The following is a 19,346-nucleotide window of genomic DNA, read 5'->3' on the forward strand; positions in this document are numbered from 1 at the left end:
CCCCAATGAACGCAGATTTACTGACTCTTTTCACAGGCAACGCAAATCCGGTTTTGGCTCATGCGGTAGCAAAAGAGCTTAACTTACCCATGGGAAAAGCATTTGTGGGTCGATTCTCTGATGGTGAAATCCAGGTAGAAATTCAAGAAAACGTCCGCGGCAAGAACGTGGTTGTTATCCAATCGACTTGCGCTCCAACGAACGACAGTCTGATGGAACTCATGATCATGATTGATGCCCTTAAGCGAGCTTCAGCAAGCCGCATAACCGCAGTGATCCCTTACTTCGGTTACGCTAGACAAGATCGTCGTCCACGCTCTGCACGGGTTGCCATCTCCGCCAGAATCGTAGCAAACATGCTTCAATCTGTTGCCGGTATCGAGCGTGTTTTGACCATGGATCTTCATGCCGACCAAATTCAGGGCTTCTTTGATATCCCAGTAGATAACATTTACGCCTCTCCTGTTCTCCTGGCAGATTTAGAGGCTCAGAAAACTAAAAAAGATCTCATCATTGTTTCGCCGGATATTGGCGGCGTTGTTCGCGCCCGTGCAATGGCTAAACAATTAGGTACAGATTTGGCGATTATTGATAAACGCCGCCCTAAGGCTAACGTATCTGAAGTAATGCACTTAATCGGTGAAGTGGAAGGTCGCCACTGCGTCATCATGGATGACATTATTGATACCGGTGGAACCCTCTGTAAGGCCGCTGAGGCACTGAAAGAGCGTGGTGCCAAGGGCGTTACTGCTTACTGTACTCATGCAGTACTCTCTGGTGGTGCTGTAGCCCGTATTGCTGCCTCCGAGTTAGACGAATTAGTAGTTACTGACACCATTCCATTAACTAGTGAAGCCCTGAAAGTGAGCAAAATCCGTCAATTGAGCGTTGCCCCCATCCTGGCTGAAACCCTTTCCCGCATCAGCAAGGGTGACTCAGTGATGTCGATGTTCGCTGAATAAGCCAAAAATATCGTTTACACCCCCGTTTTTGGTAATTTTGAGCCTTTTCTAGGCAAAAAGCACGATTCCCAAGATATAATTAAAAGCTTTTCTGTTTGGTCGCGAACGGAAATTAACCTTAATTTAGGAATTGAATATGAAAGTAGTAGCCTTTGAAAGAAGCGTACAGGGAACGGGTGCGAGCCGCCGTCTGCGCAACTCCGGTAAAACTCCGGGCATCATCTACGGTGGTAAAGACACCGCAACTGTAATTGAGTTGGATCACAACGCACTGTTTCATGCTCTCCGCAAGGAAGCATTCCACTCATCCATCCTTGATCTCGAAATCGGCGGCAAAGCACAAAAAGTGTTGTTGCGCGATTACCAGATGCATCCATTTAAGCCCTTAGTTTTGCATATCGACTTCCAGCGCGTTTCCGCGACTGAGAAAGTTCACATGCGCGTTCCATTGCATTTTATTAATGCTGACACTTCAGCTGCAGTGAAATTGCAGGGCGCTGTTATCAGCCACATCTCTACTGAATTGGAAATCTCTTGCTTACCAGCAGATTTGCCAGAGTTCATTGAAGTGGACTTAAGCAAGATTGAAGTTGGTCATGGCATCCATGCTAAAGATATCGCATTGCCAAAAGGCGTTACCTTGGTATTACATATTGAGCAAGAAAACCCAGTACTAGCTAACGCACGTATCCCAGCAGTGAAATCTGCCGATACTGAAGCTGCTCCTGCAGCTGCTGCGGCTCCTGCTGCTGAAGCCCCAAAGGATAAAGCTTAATCATTTAAGCCTTATTTTTGCGACAGAGGAAGCCCGCTTACAAGCGGGTTTTCTTTTTTGCAGAAAAGCTTTTATCCTTAAGCACTCATCATGACTAAATTAATTATTGGCCTAGGCAACCCAGGTGAAGAACATATTGAAGATCGGCACAATGCTGGCTTCTGGTTTGTGGACGCACTCGCTAAACAATTAAACATCCGCTTTGAAACTGAAAAACGCTTTCATGGAAAAGTGGCTAAGGCTAAATGGGAAGATGAAGATCTCTTCTTACTCAAACCCAGCACTTATATGAACCTGAGCGGTCAGGCTGTTGGAGCACTATGCCGCTTTCATAAAATTACACCTAAAGATGTGCTGGTAGTACAGGATGAGCTAGATCTTAAGCCTGGCACTGCACGTATCAAGCTTGGCGGCGGTACTGGAGGACATAATGGTTTAAAAGATATCCAAGCCCACTTAGGAACCCCTGATTACTGGCGCCTACGTCTGGGTATTGGCCACCCACGCGATCTTGCCCCAGAGGGTGCACGAGTAATGGACGTGGCTGACTTCGTGTTGAGAAGGCCATTACAACTAGAACAAAAGCAGATTGATGCAAGTATTGAAAATGGCTTACAAATTCTGCCTTTATTTCTAAGAGGTGATACTCAGGCAGCGATGCTCGAATTGCACTCTAAAACAAATTAAACAGTACTAATTACTTATTTAGCGAGTGCTTTTTTAGCAGCAGTTAAGGCTTGATACTTTGCCATTAACTGCGTTTGATTTTCAGAAAACGAGGGATTCATCGGTATACAGTCTACCGGGCAGACTTGCTGACATTGGGGTGCATCGTAATGACCAACACATTCAGTGCATTTATTGGGATCAATCTCGTAGATCTCTAGACCCATGTAGATTGCATCGTTTGGGCATTCAGGCTCACATACATCGCAATTGATGCATTCGTCCGTGATCATTAAAGCCATATGTGCGCCTAGAAGCCTTATTCTTTACTCTTATTGGCTTCAATCTTTTTGATCAACCACTTTTCTACCGATGGGAATACAAACTTACTCACATCACCACCCATAGAGGCAATCTCACGCACAAAGGTGCCAGAGATAAATTGATATTGGTCTGATGGTGTCAGAAATAGTGTTTCAACATCGGGTAATAAATAGCGATTCATACCAGCCATCTGGAATTCATATTCAAAATCAGATACTGCACGTAAGCCACGCACAATTACACGCGCATTATGTTCGCGAGCAAAATCTTTTAACAGGCCTGTAAATCCGACAATCTTCACATTGGAGTAATGGCCAAGAACTTCTTTGGCAATCTCAATGCGCTCATCGAGCGCAAAGAAAGGGCGTTTGCTACGACTATCAGCAACACCTACAATGAGTTCGCCAAAAATGCTTGAGGCGCGACGCACTAGGTCCTCGTGACCACGAGTGAAGGGATCAAATGTTCCAGGGTATACAGCAACAGTCATAAGGCTCCTAAGGCTTTTTCAGCTACAGGCAAGAGTTTAGTCCCTCTTGGAGCGAAATAGACAAGCTTTTACTTGTCCAGCCTCTAAGTATTTTCCACAATGCCAATCAGGTACTAAAGCCTCAATCTGCTCACGGGGGCGACTAGCAGGAAACTCTACGTAAATGCCCCCGCCCGCACTGTCATCACACACACGAGCAGCCTCTATAAACGCTTGATTTAATAGACCCTCTTCCTGAAAGGGTGGGTCTATAAAAATCAAGTTGCTGGAGCGATCAGCTTGTTGTTTTAAGAACTCCAAGCTATCTCTGTGAAGAATCTGCACATCTCCAGGAGCAGGAGATGACTCCAGCAAAGCAAAATTCGCTAGGAGTTTGGCATAGGCCTGTTTGTCTTTTTCTAATAGGGTTACTGAAATAGCATGTCGTGAGGCGGCCTCAAAACCTAATGCGCCAGTTCCAGCAAACAAATCTAAACAACGCAAACCGACCAAATCTTGTCCGAGCCAATTAAAGAGAGTCTCACGAATGCGATCGGTAGTGGGGCGAAGACCGGGTAAATCCAGTACACCTAGCAAACGACTGCGCCAAACCCCACCAATAATGCGAACTTTCTGTGGGGGCTCAGAACGTATGCCTAATGAAGCTGACTTAACTAGCTTATTTATTTTTCGCTCCTAAGACCACAATTTTCATGCGATCCATGGCTAAGTATTTTTGAAACGCCGCTTTGACTTGCTCAAGGCTAACCGTCTCCACTTGCTTGGTCCAAATCTCCATCGTATCGAGAGGCAAATTATTCCAAGCAATGGATGACACGTTATCGAGTAACTTACGGTTGTTATCAATTCTTAAAGGATAGCCATTGATTAAGTTTGCTTTGGCTGCCTCGAGCTCCGCTTGCGTTGGGCCATCAGTAATAAATTGCGCAATGGTTGAACTCATTACCTCTAGTGCTAAAGTAGCTTGATCATTCTTTGTTTGTAAGCCCGCCTGAAATATCCCCGCATCCTTACCTGGGGCAAAGTAGCTAAACACACTATAAGCAAGGCCACGCTTCTCGCGCACCTCTGACATCAGACGGGATACAAAGCCGCCACCGCCCAAAATATAGTTACCCACTAGTAATGGGAAGAAATCGGGGTTGTTACGGTTTATCGCAGTCATCCCCATAGTAATATGCGCTTGCTGAGAATCAAACGGAATGGCAACTTCGCGTTGACTTAAAGGCTCCACTGGTGAGCGCTCAAACTCTGGTAACTTAGCTACAGGAAATCCAGACTGAGGCACTCTTTGCAATAAACCCTGAACAATTTCAGTAGCCTCGGCTTTGCTTACATCACCCACAATGCTGACAATCATTCGATCACCACGGTAAAGCTGTTTATGAAACTGCTGCAGGTCGCTTGCGCTGATATTGGCAATACTTTTCACTGTTGGTGAATTGGCCAGCGGATAGTTTCCATAAACGGATTTTCTAAAGCGACGATCCAACACTGACTCCGGCTTTGTCTCCGACTCTAGCAGTGCAGTAGTCATCCTTTGCTTCTCACGCGCCAAGATCTTTGCATCATAGGTAGGCGCGCTCAACATCGCCGAAGCCAATTGAACGGCGCGATCACGTAAATCTTTACGACTCAAAGTCCGAATACGCATGACAGCGCGCTCACCGCCAACAGAAATACCGAGGTTTGCACCAAGGTCTGCAATCTCATCAGCAATCTGCGCCTCATTTAACAGACCCTTATCAGATTTAGCGCCATAGTTCATTAGCCGCCCAGCCATAGTAGCTAAGCCACTCTTCACTTCTGGATCGTAACGGTCGCCCGCATCAATACTGATCTCGATATCCACCATGGGCAGTGCCTTGGTTTGTACTAAATAGGCTTGCGCGCCCTTGAAGGAGTCTAGTTTTTCAATAGGTAATATCGCGTGTGCTGATGTGCTTACTCCAACTATCAGCGCAATTGCAAAACAGATTTGCGAGAGGAATTTATTTAGCATCACGATTGCCTCCTTGGTTGCTCTCACCGGACTGCCGTGCCTGTGGGTCTAGGACTGCTATGGTGAGCCCCTCATCTACTAAATATTTTTTTGCAACAGCTTGGACTTGTGCGGGAGTAATGGTTTGCATCTTCTCGAGCATCACATCAATATCTTTCCAGGAGAATCCAGCCATCTCTGTACTGCCGATTTCCATGGCCTGCCCGAAAATGGAATCGCGCTTATAAATTTGATCAGACAAAATGCGCACCTTCACCCGCTTGAGCTCTGACTCTAAGATTCCTTTATCAACAACTTCTTTCAAGGCTTTACGAATACTTTTCTCCGCCTGCTCTACTGTCTTGCCTTTGGCCATGCTGCTACTAATAAAAAATAGTTCAGGTCCTCTAGAGATCATGTCGTAACCCACGCCTACATCATTTACTACGCGCTCTTGCTTTACCAGCGTGCGATTTAAGCGTGCGTTGTCATAACCGTCAAGCACAGCAGACAAAAGTTCTAGCGCATAAGGTTCATTGTTGTCCAAGCTCCCTACTTCTAGCTTAGGAACTTTCCATGCCATTGCTAGTTGCGCACTATCAGCAGGTGCTTTTACTTGCACTCGCTTAGTGCCTTTTTGCACGGGTTCAATCTGGGGCTTACGTTCTGGCAACTCTCTAGCGGAAGCAACTCCGTAATATTTTTCCACCGCTCGTAAAATCACTTGAGGATCGACATCACCAGCAATGACAACAGTTGCGTTATTTGGTTTGTACCAACTGCGATACCAATCACGTGCATCTATGGCTTTCATATTAACCAAATCATTCATCCATCCAACCACCGGATGACGGTAAGGGGAACTCATATACGCGGTAGCAGTGAGCGATTCATTGAGCAAGCTGCTGGGATTATCTTCCGTACGCAGTCGACGCTCTTCCATCACCACCTGAATTTCTTTCAAAAATTCTGCATCATCAAAATTGAGGTTGGACATCCGATCAGCCTCTAATCTCATCACCTCATCTAGCTTAGACTTTTCAACTTGCTGAAAGTAAGCGGTGTAGTCACGGGAGGTAAAGGCATTTTCTCGACCGCCCACTGCTGCAACTAAGCGCGAGAACTCACCTGACTTTACTTTGTGGGTGCCCTTGAACATCATGTGCTCCAGCACATGCGCTACCCCAGTCTTGCCATTCACCTCATCCATGGAGCCCGCGCGATACCAAACCATGTGTGCAACGGTAGGTGCACGATGATCTTCACGCACAATCAACTTAAGGCCATTGGAGAGTTGAAACTCGTGGGTATTTGCTTGCCCCACCTCTGGAGCCGCAAAAGCAGCAGAACAGCTGAGGACCAAATAGAGAGAAAAACTGAATAAAGTTGAACGCATCTGCAAGATCACCTATCCCAAGAATTTAATTGATAAGATGCAAGGATTAAATTGTATCGATTATGTTCGGCCTACGTAAAACTCTCGGATCCTTATTCCAATCTATTCAGACTGATGAAGCCTGGTTTGATGCCCTAGAAGAATCTCTTATTCTGAGCGATGTGGGCCTTCTCACGACCGAACAATTGATTAATAAGCTCCGTAAAGCCGCCAAATCGGAAAAAGCCAGCAGCCCTGAAGAACTCAAGCAACTACTGATCGAAGAAGTGGCGATACTCCTGAAAGCCTTGGAGGCTAACCCCAATCCCCTGTACGTCCATGAGCAAAAGACCACACCAGAGGTGTGGCTAGTAATAGGTGTCAATGGTGCTGGCAAGACCACCACGATCGGTAAACTCTGCAGACTTTTTCAGTCGCAAGGTAAATCTGTCTTACTGGCAGCTGGCGATACTTTCCGGGCCGCGGCACGCAACCAGCTCCTTGAATGGGGTGGCCGCAATCAGGTCGATGTCATCATGCAAGAAAGTGGTGATGCGGCGGCAGTGGCGCACGATGCCATTCATGCGGCGATTTCTCGCAAAAGCGATATCCTGATCATTGATACCGCTGGCAGACTGGCTACTCAAGACCATCTGATGGAAGAGTTAAAGAAGATCAAAAGAGTGATTGGTAAAGCTCTTCCTGGGGCGCCTCACCAGACTTTGCTTGTTCTTGATGGCAATACTGGTCAAAACGGTTTAAGCCAAGTAAGAGCCTTTCATGCCGCTTTAGAACTTTCTGCCTTAATTGTGACTAAATTGGACGGCACCGCTAAAGGTGGAGTCATTTGCGCACTTGCACAGACCCTCGGCGATGGGCTAAAACCAGCGGTTCTAGCTTTAGGCAAAGGTGAGGGAATTGATGATTTAGCCCCCTTCACGGCCGCACAATATTCTTCTGAATTATTCAATTAAATCATAGACTTATGGAAGTAAAAAACCATTAGCACTCTCTTGACAAGAGTGCTAAAATAGACGTCTATTAATACCAAAAGCATATAAAAGAAAATGGTTCAAAAGAAAGCATACAAACCGCAATTGCAAGCAAGGCAAACACTGCCAGCAGCGCAGACTGCTGCGGCTTCGCTTGCCTTTCCGATGCTGCCTTCCCTGGGGGTTGGCACACTCGACTCTTACATCTCCTATGTGAACCGCGTACCGATGCTTAGCGCTGCAGAGGAACTGCACCTTGCGCAAGAATTTCGTCGCACTGAAAATGTCGATGCTGCGAAGACTTTAGTTCTCTCGCACCTGCGCTTGGTGGTATCTGTGGCACGTCAATACCTTGGCTATGGCATTCCCCATGCTGACTTAATTCAAGAAGGCAATATTGGTTTGATGAAGGCTGTCAAACGCTATGACCCTAACCAAGGCGCACGCTTAGTCTCCTATGCTATCCATTGGATTAAGGCAGAGATTCATGAGTACATCCTCAAAAATTGGCGCTTAGTCAAAGTTGCTACAACGAAGGCGCAACGTAAGTTGTTCTTCAATCTGCGTAGTAACAAGCCTACTCTAGCCGCTCTGACACCAAATGAAGTTGAGGCTTTAGCGAAAGCGCTCGATGTCAAAGGTTCCGACGTGAAAGAAATGGAAATGCGTCTTGCTGGTGGCGATGTTGCCCTAGAGGGCGATGACAGCAATGATGAATCAGCTTATGCACCTATTCAGTGGTTAGCTGATAACACTCAAGAGCCTACTGAAATGATGGCTGCTGCTGCGACTGATGCATTACATGGTCCTCAGCTTGACCAAGCACTCATGGCGCTCGATGAGCGTAGTCGCAATATTGTGCAGTCACGTTGGTTGGCTATGGATGCAGAGGGCAATGGGACAAAAACATTACATGATCTCGCCAGCGAATATGGCATTTCTGCAGAGCGCGTTCGTCAGATTGAAACTGCTGCACTCAAAAAAATGCGCAGTCTCTTGCAAACCGAAGCAGCTTAAGTAGCCCTTCCTTCGAAGCTTTTACTTCAGAAGTTCCTTCAAGTCTTGCGCCAAGGTCTCAGCACCTTGCGCATGCTTGATGTACAGGCGTAAACGTCCTTCTGGATCAAAGGCATAACTTCCTGCCATGTGATCTATCGTGTATGACCCAGGACTTGTACCGGGCACCTTCTGGTAATAAACCTTAAAGTCCTTAGTCACTTTTTCTAAAGCTGCTTCATCGGCTGGACGCAATCCCAAGAAGCGTGAATCAAATGCCGGCACATACTGTTTTAAGATAGCTGCGGTATCTCTTTCTGGATCTACTGTTACAAACAGTACTTGCACCTTATCAGCCTGAGGACCCAATATAGTCATGACCTGCTGCATCTCAGTAAGCGTCGTAGGACAAACATCAGGACACTGCGTATAACCAAAGAACATTAAAACAGCCTTGCCTTTAAAGTCAGCAAGCGTTCTGACCTTTCCATCGGGATCGAGCAAACTAAAGTCAGTACCAAACGCCTTGCTACCCGTAATATCGACATTCTTAAAGCTCTGTTGCGGACCGCAAGCTAGTAGAACTGCGGCAATCAGCGACAACATTAATAGGCGCGCAATATACAAGTAAGATTTTTGGGAATTCATATTCATCTCAAACAAAATAGTGATCAATTAATAGCACTGCAAAAAGGAGAGATAGATACGTAATTGAAAAACGGAAGGTCTTCTTCGCCAGCGCATCACTGTAAGAAATAAACAAAGCAATGACGTAGGCAAGGAATATCAAGCCCAGAATGATTGCTGAGATCAAATAAATTAAGCCACTCATGCCGTAAATATAGGGTAATAAGGTCGCCGCAATCAAAATCAGTGTGTATAGCAAAATATTGAGAAGTGTAAAACGCTCTCCGTGGGTTACTGGCAGCATTGGTAAGCCACTTTGCACATAATCATCGCGACGGTATAGTGCAAGAGCCCAAAAGTGTGGTGGAGTCCAAACAAAAATAATCAGCACCAAGAGCCACGCTTCCGCCGACAAAGTATTGGTGACTGCCGCCCAACCTAAGGCAGGTGGCATGGCGCCTGAGAGACCACCAATGACAATATTCTGTGGCGTAGCAGGCTTGAGTAACCAGGTATAAATCACCGCGTAACCAACAAAAGTAGCTACGGTGAGCCACATGGTTAACGGATTACAGAAGATCCACAGAATAACCATTCCCAAACCGCCGAGAATAATTGAGAAAACAGTAATGTGAAAAGGCGTTACCTCACCAGTTGCAGAGGGCCTCCAAGCAGTTCGCTTCATCTTGGCATCGACGGCTTGCTCGATTAAACAATTCATTGCAAAAGCCGCTCCTGCCAATAACCAAATTCCAACAATGCCACCAATTAAAACTGGATAAGGAACCATGCCGGGTGTTGCCAAGAACATGCCAATGACAGCGCAGAATACTGCCAACTGCGTGACGCGGGGCTTGGTGAGAACCCAATATTGACGCCAACGTGGCATCGCTACAGGATTGGGGGAAGCTGGACTACTCATAATGATTTAGACATCTTCATGTGAATGGGGGCAGTCCAAGAAGACCATTGGACTAAACGAACCAAACAGAACACCAATGCAGCAGAACCTGCCGTATGCATTAAAGCAGCGAGGAGGGGCCACTGAAAGACTACATTAGAAATTCCAGTCAGAGCCTGGAGAACGAGCAAGCCTAATAATAACTTGGCAATTTGGGCCATTCCTGATGATGTGGAATTACTAAAACGCAGAGCGCTTATTCCCAAGGCGCCTAGTACCACTACCGCAACCATAGCAAATACGCGGTGTGCCCAATGAATTGTTTGTAAAGCGACAGGTGTAATAGATTCACCTTGAGCATTCAGGCCTAAGCCACGCCATAGGGTGAAGCCTTCTTGCCAAGCTGTTTCTGGCCAAAGACGATCCATACAAGTTGGAAAATCGGGGCAAGCTAATACAGCGTAATTAGTGCTCACCCATGCACCTAAAAAGATTTGCATACTTAAGATCACTGCCGCAAGTAAAAGTAACTTTGCAGAAAGAGGTTGGCTCTGCAGGCGAATAGCTGGGGAAGGTTTACCCATCCACTCTTGTTGCGCATACGTCGTTAAGCACGCCAACAAAACCAAAGCCAACATTAAGTGAATCGTCACAATAATAGGCTGCAATTTCAGTGTGACTGTCCAGGCACCAAATGCCCCCTGAATACATACCAAAATCAGCAAGCCAAGACTGCCCAATAAAGGTTTCTTACCTAGGCTACGGAGCTTACTCCAGGCAACTGCTACTTGAATCAAAATCAGTGCTCCGACTGTCATTGCTAAATATCGATGAATCATTTCAATCCAAGCCTTGATGACCGTCACAGGACCCGTAGGCATATTCGCCTCAGCTTGCTGGATCTCACTAATGGCATGCCATGGATTTGATGTGCCATAACAACCAGGCCAATCAGGACATCCCAGACCAGAGTCCGTTAGGCGAGTAAAAGCGCCAAACACAATCAAGTCAAAGGTCATGAAAACCAAAACCCAATTGAGCTTTTGGAAAAAGTTATAAGCCGGCCTAGTCCAGAGATAAGCCAAAGGTAGACCCGCAAAGACGATTGCGATTGCAGCTAACTCCGCAAGCAATAGCATGCTACTCATTGCAATTTTTCACCCTTACGATTGAGACGCAATAACTTCTCAAGATCCTTTTTCATACTGCCAAACTCTTTTGGTGAATTGCTCACCGGAAAAATCATCATCTTGGCTGGACTCGGATCAATCAACTGAATCTTCTGACCTGCTCCATCACGATTAAGCCACGCATCAAATTGCGCTCTTAATTGAGGATCTACTGGCAAATCTACAATCTGAAATCCCGCCGTCTTTTGATCGTATGCCAGCAATACTTCCGGATCTACTGCTTTGCCATCAGTATTGACCCACACTAGTTGAACTCGACTACTTTCACGACCAACAGCAATACGTAGTTGACGCATTAAAAATAGAGCCTCGAGACAAGATTCATTTTTAATGGTGCATTCCCCAGCCGGCCTTGCCACTAGCAAAGTCCACTTTCCATCAAAAGGAATATCAAACCAAGCGGGATTCATATCCTGCACAGGCTGAACCAGAGTTCCAAAGTTAGTCTTTCCACCCTCTGGCTTAAAAACGTAATACGCTAAATAGGAGGCAATCACTGGTGCAGCGCAAGCAAGCAACAATAGCAGCATCTGAATACGCCCACGTCGAGTTTGCGCGTTAATTACAGATGCATCTGTTTGTGATGCTGGAATCAATAATTCTTTATCACTCACTCTCTATCTCCATTCACAGCAAGCTCTCGCCGATATTTCATGAACCCATTAATGAGCCAAAATAAAAATCCAGTCAATGCCAAAGCAAACCACTGGAATGCATAAGCATAATGGCGATCGACTCCGTTTGTTGGGGAGGGCCAATTTCTCAGTAAACCATCCTCTTTCGAAGAAGCAGACTCTCGAACAATGAACGGAAGTTGCTTCCATTGATGACTTTGTGCCTCAAGACCTAAATCAAAATTTTGCTCAATCCGAGGTCTTGCTTGGGTAGCATCCTTTTTTCCAAGCTCATAAACCCTTCCAGGATGAGGGAAAGCAATCCCCTCAACAGTCACCACTTGATCCGCTGTTTTCACTGGGGGTAACTCAATACGATTTTCGTTATTACGAGGAGCCCAACCCCGGTTAACCCAAAGCACAAGTTCTTGGCCATCCAATTTCAAAGGCATCATCACATAAAAGCCGGATTGTCCTGCAGCGCCAGTACCACCCTCAGGAATGGGGCGAGGACGGTTATCCAGCCAAATCGCCTCATCTTGAATAAAACGTCCACGGGCTAGAATTCGGCGCTCTGTAGCCTGCTCTAGGGTCAAACTATCGGCATTCGCATTCAGAGTAGACATTTGCAATCTTGCACTTAAAGATTCACCCAAGCGAATCTTTTGCTCTGCTCGGTTTAACTGCCAAATACCAGCGCCGCAGCCAACTACAATCACCATAAGGGCTGATAATGTAGCAACTAGACGACTAGTAATTAAGCTAGAAAAAATATTCACAAGGGTACTTTGAAATGAAATGGGTTATTCCAGTTGCACTGCTAATCATTGTCGGGAGCTTGGGCTCAGCACTCTATTTCATGATGAAAGATAAGGGTCGCAGCTCAAGAATGGTTCAGTCACTTATGTTACGTATTGGACTGTCAATCGTACTCTTCTTAGGAATTCTGATTGCCCACTACTTTGGTTATATCGAAGCTACTGGCGTTCGTGTGGGAATAAACTAAGCGCCTTCCGCTAAAAGATGAGGGCTCAAAACAAATCGGGGCTCTACGCCCCGATTTTTATTTCCCTACATCCAGTAAACAGCAATGTACAGACCAAGCCAAACGACGTCAACGAAGTGCCAATACCAAGCAGCACCTTCAAAGGCAAAATGATTTTCAGCAGTAAAGTCACCGCGAATCATACGACGGAGAACAATCGCCAACATCAGGCCACCAAGGAATACGTGGAAGCCATGAAAACCTGTCAACATAAAGAAGGTTGAGCCATAAACGCCTGAAGTTAACTTCAAGTTCAAGGCATGATATGCATGGTAGTACTCATACATCTGAAAGCCCAAGAAGATAATGCCAAGACCAACGGTAGCAGCCAAGCCGTTGATCGCTTTCTTCATGTGGTTTTCACGAATCGCGTGGTGAGCGTAAGTTACGGTCACACCGGAAGACAAAAGCAATAAAGTATTAATCGTTGGAATGGGCCAAGGACCCATAGTCGTAAATTTCTCTACTAAACCAGCAGGGCCATCATTAGGCCAAACAGCCTGGAAATTCGGCCAGAGCAATTTGCTTTCCACATCACCCATCCATGGCATCGCAATATTGCGCGCGTAGAACAATGCAGAAAAGAATGCGGCAAAGAACATGATCTCGGAGAAGATGAACCAGGCCATAGACCAACGATAAGAAATATCGACGTTGACGCCATTCTTACCGGAGTTGGATTCAGCAATGGTGTCTCCGAACCACTTGTAAAGAACAACTAACACCCAAAGTACACCGACTGCAGTCACTGGGCCGCCCCAAGCTGCGTGGTTTACCCAACCGGACATGCCAGCAGCAAAAGCAAGCAAACCTAAGGCTGCCGAAGCTGGATGGCTAGATAGTCCAGGAACGAAATAGTAAGGGGTTGAATTGGATGACATCTGATTCTCTCTATTCAATCAAAAAAATAATCAATGGGACACAACTGCTTTAACTATCAAAAGGAGTGTGCCCATAAAAATCAAGGCACCTAAAACTCCCGCAATAATAATGTGGACAAAACTTAATGAAGCAACATCTTCCTGCAGACCTGATTTCTTACGCACACCTAAAAAGGCCCACAAGACCGCGATCATAGATTGCGTAAATGAACTTTTCTTACTCATGACGCAGATTTGGATTTAGGTGTTGTAGAACCAGCTGGCTGCTGGCCAATACCCAACTCAAAGAAGGTATATGACAAGGTAATTGTTTTCACATCAGCAGGTAAGCCGGCATCAATGACAAACACAACTGGCATCTTCTTCATTTCATGAGGCGCCAAGGTTTGCTGCTGAAAACAAAAACACTCTAGTTTAGTAAAGAATTCCATCGCACTTTTAGGTGCATAGCTTGGAATAGCTTGAGCATCAACAGGGCGACTTAAGTTATTAGTAACTTCGTAAACGATCTCCGTCATTTCACCTGGATGCACTTCTAAGAAGTTCTTGACTGGACGAAACGTAAAAGGACCGCGGCTATTAGAATCAAACTCAATAGTCACCTTACGAGAATAGTCGACCTGAGTATTGCCAACCTTATTTGCACTGTAGGCACGAATACCATAGTCGTTCTTGCTAGTGACCACATTAATACCAGTCACCTCACACAAAGCTTTATACATTGGCACCAGTGCATAACCAAAACCAAACATCATGACTGAAGCTATCAATAGCTTCAGCAAGATTTGGCGGTTAATGGAGGCAATAGCAGACATGAGCATTCAGAGGGCTTTAACCCAGTAGGCCGTATTTAATCAGGATGCCCAGAAAGAACACTAGAACAACAGTTAAAAGAATAAAGCCCAATCTGCGGTTACTGGCAGATTGGGATTTGTGCGCCGCCACTTTAGACTCCTGCAGCATTTAACTCTGCAGTAGTTGGAGGCGTTTCAAATGTATGGTGTGGTGCTGGTGATGGCACTGTCCACTCTAAACCCTTAGCGCCATCCCATGGCTTCATTGAAGCTTTTTCACCTTTGGCGTTATAGGCCGGCAACACAACAAACACCAAGAAGTAAACCTGAGACAAACCAAATCCGAGTGCGCCAATAGATGCAATCGTATTGAAGTCAGCGAACTGGGTTGGGTAGTCAGCATAACGACGTGGCATACCTGCCAAGCCCAAGAAGTGCATTGGGAAGAAAGTGACGTTAAAGAAAATCATGGAAGTCCAGAAGTGGATCTTGCCGCGAGTTTCATTAGCCATGTAGCCAGTCCACTTTGGACACCAGTAGTAAAAACCAGCAAACATCGCAAATAAGGAACCAGCCACCAAAACATAGTGGAAGTGAGCAACAACGTAATAGGTATCTTGCAAGCCAATATCAATTGGCGCCAATGCCAATATCAAGCCAGTAAAACCGCCCATGGTAAATACGAAAATAAATCCAACTGACCACAACATCGGGGTTTCAAAGGTCATGGAACCTTTCCACATAGTTGCCACCCAGTTGAAAATCTTTACACCTGTTGGAACAGCAATCAACATCGTGGCATACATAAAGAACAGCTGGCCAGTTACCGGCATGCCAGTTGCAAACATGTGGTGAGCCCAAACGATGAATGACAAGATCGCGATGGATGCAGTTGCATAAACCATGGAGCTATAACCAAACAAAGTTTTTCTTGAGAAAGCAGGAATGATTTCGCTCACGATTCCGAATGCTGGAAGAATCATGATGTAAACCTCTGGATGACCGAAGAACCAGAAAATATGCTGAAACATAATTGGATCACCGCCACCAGCTGCGTTGAAGAAAGAAGTACCGAAGTGACGATCTGTCAAAACCATCGTGATTGCACCTGCCAGTACTGGCATAACGGCGATCAGCAGGTATGCAGTGATCAACCATGTCCAGCAGAACATGGGCATCTTCATCAAAGTCAAGCCAGGAGCACGCATGTTCAAGATGGTCACGATGATGTTAATCGAACCCATGATTGAAGAAGCACCCAATAAATGGAGTGCAAAGATGGCCATATCTAAACCTGGGCCCATCTGTAGTGTCAATGGAGCATATAAAGTCCAACCACCAGCAGGAGCACCGCCAGGAGCTAAGAATGAACCAAATAATAAGCAAGCAGCCACTGGCAAAATCCAGAAGCTAAAGTTATTCATACGAGCAAAAGCCATATCGGATGCGCCGATTTGCAAAGGAACCATCCAGTTTGCAAAGCCAACGAAAGCCGGCATGATGGCGCCGAACACCATTACCAAACCGTGCATGGTGGTTAACTGGTTAAAGAACTCAGGGCGCAAAAATTGCAAACCTGGTTGGAACAACTCCAAACGAATACCCAGAGCCATCACACCACCAGCTAGCAAGCTGATAAACGAGAAGATCAAGTACATCGTACCGATATCTTTGTGGTTAGTTGCAAACAACCAACGGCGCCAGCCATGTGGCGTATGGTCATCATGCGCATGGTCGTGTGCGTGATCGTGGGTAGTTGAAATAGTGCTCATGGATTACTCCGGTTTAGTTTGATCTGTATAAATTCTTAAAAAATTACTTGCCAGCACGCGCAGAGACAATATCTTGGGTCTGAATTATTTCGCCCGTTTTATTGCCCCATGCATTGCGGGTATAGGTCATTACTGCGGCAATATCACCATCAGAAATCACGCCAGCCCACTTTGGCATTGCGCCCTTACCATTAATAAGAATGTTGTATTGAGCTGCTTTTGGTCCAAGCACCATCTTGCTGCCATCTAATGCCGGAAAGGCACCAGCACCTTTGCCATTTGGCTGGTGACATGCTGCGCAGTTAGATGCGTAAACCTTAGCGCCACGCTCTTTCTGCTCATCCATGGCGTACACCTTGGATGGGTCGTCAGATGTTGCGCCCATTTCTTTTTTCTTCTCATCTACCCACTTGGTGTAATCCTCTGGGGAAACGACTCTCACTACGATCGGCATAAAAGCATGTTGTGCGCCGCATAGCTCGGAACATTGACCGCGATAGGTACCAATTTTTTCTGCACGGAACCAAGTGTCACGAACAAAACCAGGAATAGCATCCTGCTTCACACCAAATGCTGGAACCGCCCATGCATGGATCACATCATTTGCAGTGGTAATAATGCGAATCTTTTTACCAACTGGCACTACCATCTCATTGTCCACTTCCATCAAATACGTATTTGATTTTGGTGCGAGGTTATTAATAGCCTCACGAGAGGTAGCCAAGGTAGACAAGAAACTAATTCCTTCGCCTTCCCCTTTGATGTAGTCGTAACCCCACTTCCACTGATAACCAGTAGTCTTAATAGTGATGTCAGAATTGGTAGTATCTTTCATTGCCACAACTGTCTTGGTTGCTGGCAATGCCATACCAATAACAATGATCAAGGGAATGATTGTCCAAATAATTTCAACAGTAGTGCTTTCATGGAAAGAAGCAGACTTAGCACCGAGAGATTTACGGTGCTTCAAGATGGAATAAAACATCACTCCAAATACGCCCACAAAAATGAGTGCGCAGATGACCAACATCATCCAATGCAACCAATGAATCTCTGCCATGATTTTTGTGGCTGGAGCAGTGAAATTCAGCTGATTTACTGCTGGACCACCCTGCATATCTTCAGCCGCACGTGCAAATGCAGTGCCAAAGGCTGCTGCTAAAAAGAGCGAAGCCCTAGTGACTTTTCCAAATAAATTCATCTTATTCTCTGTTTATTGTCATGAGCTTCTGTATAAAAACAACCTCAGAAAGCCCAAAAAAACGGTATCAAGCAATTCAACTAGACGTAATTATAGGGTTAATTAGGCTCAAGAACAAACAGGGCCTACTATGCCTCGCTCAATCTTGATAATGGTTTAAAAGATAGTGAACACTTACACTTAAGCAGGATCATTCCTAGTCTTGCGCCCTATTTGATTTAAATCAATATAAGCGACATCATCTTGCGCCTTAGCAAGGTTCTTACCCAAAGCCCAGGCGTGCCCATAAACCACCTCTAAGGTCAGTTTTTGAGGCAATTGAGTCGCTATGACGCTATTTTGATAGTCGGCACCAAGCAAATTGAGCGCTCTTGCATCTGACAAAAGGACGTTGTCAGAGTCATAGTCCAAACCCAAGAACTCCATATCCATCACTGGGTCAGAAAAACGCTCGCCCAGCAGGGCATCCCCCATATCGTGCATATCCCAAGGGCTGGCCAAGTTTTGAATAGGTAATTCTTGTGCCAAGAATTCAGCTCTGAGCTCTTTGGCGGTATCAGGACCCAAATAACTGAATGTCAGCAATCCACCTTCTTTGAGTACTCGGCGACACTCCTGCAAAAAATGCTTAGGGTCGGCTAAATCCTGAATCAAGAGAACACTCACTACTAAATCTACAGAATTACTAGGCAGGTTAATGCGCCCTGTTTTCTTGTAGTCATCTAGGGAAATAAGGGATGCCGACTTCATTCTTGAATTCCAAAAACGAGCCGCCCTCAATTTAAATAAATTAAAGCCTGATAGCTCGCATTCAGGTGCACTATGAAAACGAATTTTTGGAAAGCGTTTTGTCAGAAAAGAACTATGTACTCCAGGAAAATCTGGAATCAGCAAAATGTCTTTTGGTTCTAATTTCACGATGTCTAATTTTTGCAACATGCGCGTTGCAATTTCATCCTGAAGCCATCTGATTGATTGGGTCATTGACTCAGTATACTCAGCGACCCATGCATCCAACAGAGAATATTTTCCAAACAATTTGTTCTCACTTACTGCCAAGCGCATGTATTGTTTGTGGGGCATTTCAGCGACTCACTCTCTGCCTTGATTGCTCCATCCAACTGGAATCAGATCTACTATCCAATTACGAATGCTGTCAGCAATGTGGCCTTACTCTTGAAGCTGGGGAGCTGAAAGAAAAACGCTGCCGAGAGTGCATTGCTAATCCACCCTACTTTGATGAAACTCATTGTCTTGATCGCTACGAGGGTAGATTGCAGTCTGCCTTACATCTGCTCAAATATCAGCGACGCCTTGCTTGTGCACATGGTCTGGCATCAACATGGAATCAACTGATGGCCCAGAGCTTAAATAATTTACGTGCAGAGTATTTAATACCGGTACCACTGAGTCCAGAAAAATTGTGTTCTCGCGGCTTCAATCAAAGCTGGGAATTAGCCAGGCGGATTGATTGCGACAAGCACATCCATAAAAACCCATATATTTTAAAACGCTATCACCATACCCAGCATCAGGCTAAGGAGAATCGCGCTAATCGTCAAATTGCTATTCAAGATATGTTCTATATCAATCCTCAATTTCAAGGGCAACTAGAATCTGCTTCAGTCATTGTGTTTGATGATGTCATGACTAGTGGTGCAACCTTAAATGAAATCGCTCGCGTATTGAAGGACAATGGGGCATCTCAGGTTATTAATTGGGTTCTTTTACGAACGCTGTACCCAGTCTCCAGAAGTTAA

The 19,346-nt window shown here is 45.5% G+C and carries 24 protein-coding genes; 7 read left to right on the forward strand and 17 right to left on the reverse strand.

Annotated elements, in window-relative coordinates; genetic code table 11:
• Window positions 1-5: 5 nt before the first annotated feature.
• From C2758_RS09885 to pth, 3 genes are all read left to right on the forward strand, one after another.
• Complete coding sequence (locus C2758_RS09885; RefSeq protein WP_215328101.1) at window positions 6-962, forward strand: ribose-phosphate pyrophosphokinase; 957 nt, start codon at window positions 6-8, stop codon at window positions 960-962.
• A 136-nt stretch (window positions 963-1,098) separates the two neighbouring features.
• Window positions 1,099-1,737 (forward strand): 50S ribosomal protein L25/general stress protein Ctc, encoded by a 639-nt coding sequence (locus C2758_RS09890; protein ID WP_215328102.1) that lies wholly within the window; start codon window positions 1,099-1,101, stop codon window positions 1,735-1,737.
• 90 nt (window positions 1,738-1,827) lie between these two features.
• The gene (gene pth / locus C2758_RS09895) at window positions 1,828-2,424 is read left to right on the forward strand and encodes an aminoacyl-tRNA hydrolase (RefSeq protein ID WP_215328104.1); all 597 of its coding nucleotides are present in this window, start codon (window positions 1,828-1,830) and stop codon (window positions 2,422-2,424) included.
• A gap of 14 nt (window positions 2,425-2,438) precedes the next feature.
• On the opposite strand, the gene C2758_RS09900 is transcribed toward pth, so the two are convergent.
• The 5 genes from C2758_RS09900 to C2758_RS09920 are packed head-to-tail and all read right to left on the reverse strand — an operon-like array spanning window position 2,439 to window position 6,594.
• Entirely contained in the window at window positions 2,439-2,705 is a 267-nt protein-coding gene (locus C2758_RS09900; RefSeq protein ID WP_215308512.1) for a YfhL family 4Fe-4S dicluster ferredoxin, read from the reverse strand.
• Between the two features lie 17 nt (window positions 2,706-2,722).
• Window positions 2,723-3,217 (reverse strand): pantetheine-phosphate adenylyltransferase, encoded by a 495-nt coding sequence (coaD, locus tag C2758_RS09905; protein ID WP_215328105.1) that lies wholly within the window; start codon window positions 3,215-3,217, stop codon window positions 2,723-2,725.
• 36 nt (window positions 3,218-3,253) lie between these two features.
• Window positions 3,254-3,883 (reverse strand): 16S rRNA (guanine(966)-N(2))-methyltransferase RsmD, encoded by a 630-nt coding sequence (gene rsmD, locus C2758_RS09910; RefSeq protein WP_371817721.1) that lies wholly within the window; start codon window positions 3,881-3,883, stop codon window positions 3,254-3,256.
• Window positions 3,876-5,219 carry a pitrilysin family protein gene (locus C2758_RS09915; RefSeq protein WP_215330262.1) on the reverse strand — a complete coding sequence of 448 codons (1,344 nt, stop codon included), beginning with the start codon at window positions 5,217-5,219 and terminating at the stop codon, window positions 3,876-3,878. The genes rsmD and C2758_RS09915 overlap by 8 nt, the downstream gene beginning before the upstream one ends.
• Complete coding sequence (locus C2758_RS09920; protein ID WP_215328106.1) at window positions 5,209-6,594, reverse strand: pitrilysin family protein; 1,386 nt, start codon at window positions 6,592-6,594, stop codon at window positions 5,209-5,211. Before C2758_RS09920 ends, C2758_RS09915 begins: the two co-directional genes overlap by 11 nt.
• Before the next feature lie 62 nt (window positions 6,595-6,656).
• On the opposite strand from C2758_RS09920, the gene ftsY reads away from it, so the two are divergent.
• On the forward strand, window positions 6,657-7,547 hold the full coding sequence (gene ftsY, locus C2758_RS09925; RefSeq protein WP_215328107.1) for a signal recognition particle-docking protein FtsY: 891 nt from the start codon (window positions 6,657-6,659) through the stop codon (window positions 7,545-7,547).
• 93 nt (window positions 7,548-7,640) lie between these two features.
• Entirely contained in the window at window positions 7,641-8,582 is a 942-nt protein-coding gene (gene rpoH / locus C2758_RS09930) for an RNA polymerase sigma factor RpoH (RefSeq protein ID WP_215328108.1), read from the forward strand.
• A 21-nt stretch (window positions 8,583-8,603) separates the two neighbouring features.
• Here rpoH and C2758_RS09935 read toward each other — a convergent pair whose 3' ends face one another.
• From C2758_RS09935 to C2758_RS09955, 5 genes are read right to left on the reverse strand one after another with little or no spacing between them, the layout of a single operon-like run.
• On the reverse strand, window positions 8,604-9,215 hold the full coding sequence (locus C2758_RS09935; RefSeq protein ID WP_215328109.1) for an SCO family protein: 612 nt from the start codon (window positions 9,213-9,215) through the stop codon (window positions 8,604-8,606).
• A gap of 1 nt (window position 9,216) precedes the next feature.
• Window positions 9,217-10,110 (reverse strand): heme o synthase, encoded by an 894-nt coding sequence (gene cyoE / locus C2758_RS09940; RefSeq protein ID WP_215328111.1) that lies wholly within the window; start codon window positions 10,108-10,110, stop codon window positions 9,217-9,219.
• Window positions 10,107-11,237 carry a heme A synthase gene (locus tag C2758_RS09945; RefSeq protein WP_215328112.1) on the reverse strand — a complete coding sequence of 377 codons (1,131 nt, stop codon included), beginning with the start codon at window positions 11,235-11,237 and terminating at the stop codon, window positions 10,107-10,109. Before C2758_RS09945 ends, cyoE begins: the two co-directional genes overlap by 4 nt.
• The gene (locus C2758_RS09950; RefSeq protein ID WP_215328113.1) at window positions 11,234-11,893 is read right to left on the reverse strand and encodes a hypothetical protein; all 660 of its coding nucleotides are present in this window, start codon (window positions 11,891-11,893) and stop codon (window positions 11,234-11,236) included. The genes C2758_RS09945 and C2758_RS09950 overlap by 4 nt, the downstream gene beginning before the upstream one ends.
• Entirely contained in the window at window positions 11,890-12,672 is a 783-nt protein-coding gene (locus C2758_RS09955) for an SURF1 family protein (protein ID WP_251369193.1), read from the reverse strand. The genes C2758_RS09950 and C2758_RS09955 overlap by 4 nt, the downstream gene beginning before the upstream one ends.
• Window positions 12,673-12,686: 14 nt before the next feature.
• Between C2758_RS09955 and C2758_RS09960 the strand changes: the two genes are divergently transcribed.
• Window positions 12,687-12,899, forward strand: a complete 213-nt coding sequence (locus C2758_RS09960; protein ID WP_215328114.1) for a twin transmembrane helix small protein — start codon at window positions 12,687-12,689, stop codon at window positions 12,897-12,899.
• A gap of 65 nt (window positions 12,900-12,964) precedes the next feature.
• On the opposite strand, the gene C2758_RS09965 is transcribed toward C2758_RS09960, so the two are convergent.
• The 7 genes from C2758_RS09965 to C2758_RS09995 all read right to left on the reverse strand — a co-directional run bounded on the left by C2758_RS09965 (window position 12,965) and on the right by C2758_RS09995 (window position 18,570).
• The gene (locus tag C2758_RS09965) at window positions 12,965-13,819 is read right to left on the reverse strand and encodes a cytochrome c oxidase subunit 3 (RefSeq protein WP_215328115.1); all 855 of its coding nucleotides are present in this window, start codon (window positions 13,817-13,819) and stop codon (window positions 12,965-12,967) included.
• A 30-nt stretch (window positions 13,820-13,849) separates the two neighbouring features.
• Entirely contained in the window at window positions 13,850-14,044 is a 195-nt protein-coding gene (locus C2758_RS09970; protein WP_215328116.1) for a DUF2970 domain-containing protein, read from the reverse strand.
• Window positions 14,041-14,634 carry a cytochrome c oxidase assembly protein gene (locus C2758_RS09975; protein ID WP_215328117.1) on the reverse strand — a complete coding sequence of 198 codons (594 nt, stop codon included), beginning with the start codon at window positions 14,632-14,634 and terminating at the stop codon, window positions 14,041-14,043. The genes C2758_RS09970 and C2758_RS09975 overlap by 4 nt, the downstream gene beginning before the upstream one ends.
• 16 nt (window positions 14,635-14,650) lie before the next feature.
• Window positions 14,651-14,782 (reverse strand): cytochrome oxidase small assembly protein, encoded by a 132-nt coding sequence (locus tag C2758_RS09980; RefSeq protein WP_215328118.1) that lies wholly within the window; start codon window positions 14,780-14,782, stop codon window positions 14,651-14,653.
• Window positions 14,766-16,385, reverse strand: a complete 1,620-nt coding sequence (gene ctaD / locus C2758_RS09985) for a cytochrome c oxidase subunit I (protein ID WP_215328119.1) — start codon at window positions 16,383-16,385, stop codon at window positions 14,766-14,768. The genes C2758_RS09980 and ctaD overlap by 17 nt, the downstream gene beginning before the upstream one ends.
• A gap of 43 nt (window positions 16,386-16,428) precedes the next feature.
• On the reverse strand, window positions 16,429-17,586 hold the full coding sequence (gene coxB / locus C2758_RS09990; protein ID WP_215328120.1) for a cytochrome c oxidase subunit II: 1,158 nt from the start codon (window positions 17,584-17,586) through the stop codon (window positions 16,429-16,431).
• Between the two features lie 180 nt (window positions 17,587-17,766).
• Window positions 17,767-18,570 (reverse strand): class I SAM-dependent methyltransferase, encoded by an 804-nt coding sequence (locus C2758_RS09995; RefSeq protein WP_251369194.1) that lies wholly within the window; start codon window positions 18,568-18,570, stop codon window positions 17,767-17,769.
• On the opposite strand from C2758_RS09995, the gene C2758_RS10000 reads away from it, so the two are divergent.
• Complete coding sequence (locus C2758_RS10000; protein WP_251369195.1) at window positions 18,570-19,346, forward strand: ComF family protein; 777 nt, start codon at window positions 18,570-18,572, stop codon at window positions 19,344-19,346. The genes C2758_RS09995 and C2758_RS10000 overlap by 1 nt on opposite strands.

This window comes from Polynucleobacter sp. AP-Sving-400A-A2, from assembly GCF_018688155.1.
In the GTDB taxonomy this organism is placed as follows: domain Bacteria; phylum Pseudomonadota; class Gammaproteobacteria; order Burkholderiales; family Burkholderiaceae; genus Polynucleobacter.

Bases quoted from the DNA above. Each gene is read 5' to 3' on its own strand.
- C2758_RS09885 (WP_215328101.1), top strand. From the start codon at position 6: ATGAACGCAGATTTACTGACTCTTTTCACAGGCAACGCAAATCCGGTT.
- C2758_RS09890 (WP_215328102.1), top strand. From the start codon at position 1,099: ATGAAAGTAGTAGCCTTTGAAAGAAGCGTACAGGGAACGGGTGCGAGC.
- pth (WP_215328104.1), top strand. From the start codon at position 1,828: ATGACTAAATTAATTATTGGCCTAGGCAACCCAGGTGAAGAACATATT.
- C2758_RS09900 (WP_215308512.1), bottom strand. From the start codon at position 2,705: ATGGCTTTAATGATCACGGACGAATGCATCAATTGCGATGTATGTGAG.
- coaD (WP_215328105.1), bottom strand. From the start codon at position 3,217: ATGACTGTTGCTGTATACCCTGGAACATTTGATCCCTTCACTCGTGGT.
- C2758_RS09915 (WP_215330262.1), bottom strand. From the start codon at position 5,219: ATGCTAAATAAATTCCTCTCGCAAATCTGTTTTGCAATTGCGCTGATA.
- C2758_RS09920 (WP_215328106.1), bottom strand. From the start codon at position 6,594: ATGCGTTCAACTTTATTCAGTTTTTCTCTCTATTTGGTCCTCAGCTGT.
- ftsY (WP_215328107.1), top strand. From the start codon at position 6,657: ATGTTCGGCCTACGTAAAACTCTCGGATCCTTATTCCAATCTATTCAG.
- rpoH (WP_215328108.1), top strand. From the start codon at position 7,641: ATGGTTCAAAAGAAAGCATACAAACCGCAATTGCAAGCAAGGCAAACA.
- C2758_RS09935 (WP_215328109.1), bottom strand. From the start codon at position 9,215: ATGAATATGAATTCCCAAAAATCTTACTTGTATATTGCGCGCCTATTA.
- cyoE (WP_215328111.1), bottom strand. From the start codon at position 10,110: ATGAGTAGTCCAGCTTCCCCCAATCCTGTAGCGATGCCACGTTGGCGT.
- C2758_RS09945 (WP_215328112.1), bottom strand. From the start codon at position 11,237: ATGAGTAGCATGCTATTGCTTGCGGAGTTAGCTGCAATCGCAATCGTC.
- C2758_RS09960 (WP_215328114.1), top strand. From the start codon at position 12,687: ATGAAATGGGTTATTCCAGTTGCACTGCTAATCATTGTCGGGAGCTTG.
- C2758_RS09965 (WP_215328115.1), bottom strand. From the start codon at position 13,819: ATGTCATCCAATTCAACCCCTTACTATTTCGTTCCTGGACTATCTAGC.
- C2758_RS09970 (WP_215328116.1), bottom strand. From the start codon at position 14,044: ATGAGTAAGAAAAGTTCATTTACGCAATCTATGATCGCGGTCTTGTGG.
- C2758_RS09975 (WP_215328117.1), bottom strand. From the start codon at position 14,634: ATGTCTGCTATTGCCTCCATTAACCGCCAAATCTTGCTGAAGCTATTG.
- C2758_RS09980 (WP_215328118.1), bottom strand. From the start codon at position 14,782: ATGCTGCAGGAGTCTAAAGTGGCGGCGCACAAATCCCAATCTGCCAGT.
- ctaD (WP_215328119.1), bottom strand. From the start codon at position 16,385: ATGAGCACTATTTCAACTACCCACGATCACGCACACGACCATGCGCAT.
- coxB (WP_215328120.1), bottom strand. From the start codon at position 17,586: ATGAATTTATTTGGAAAAGTCACTAGGGCTTCGCTCTTTTTAGCAGCA.
- C2758_RS09995 (WP_251369194.1), bottom strand. From the start codon at position 18,570: ATGACCCAATCAATCAGATGGCTTCAGGATGAAATTGCAACGCGCATG.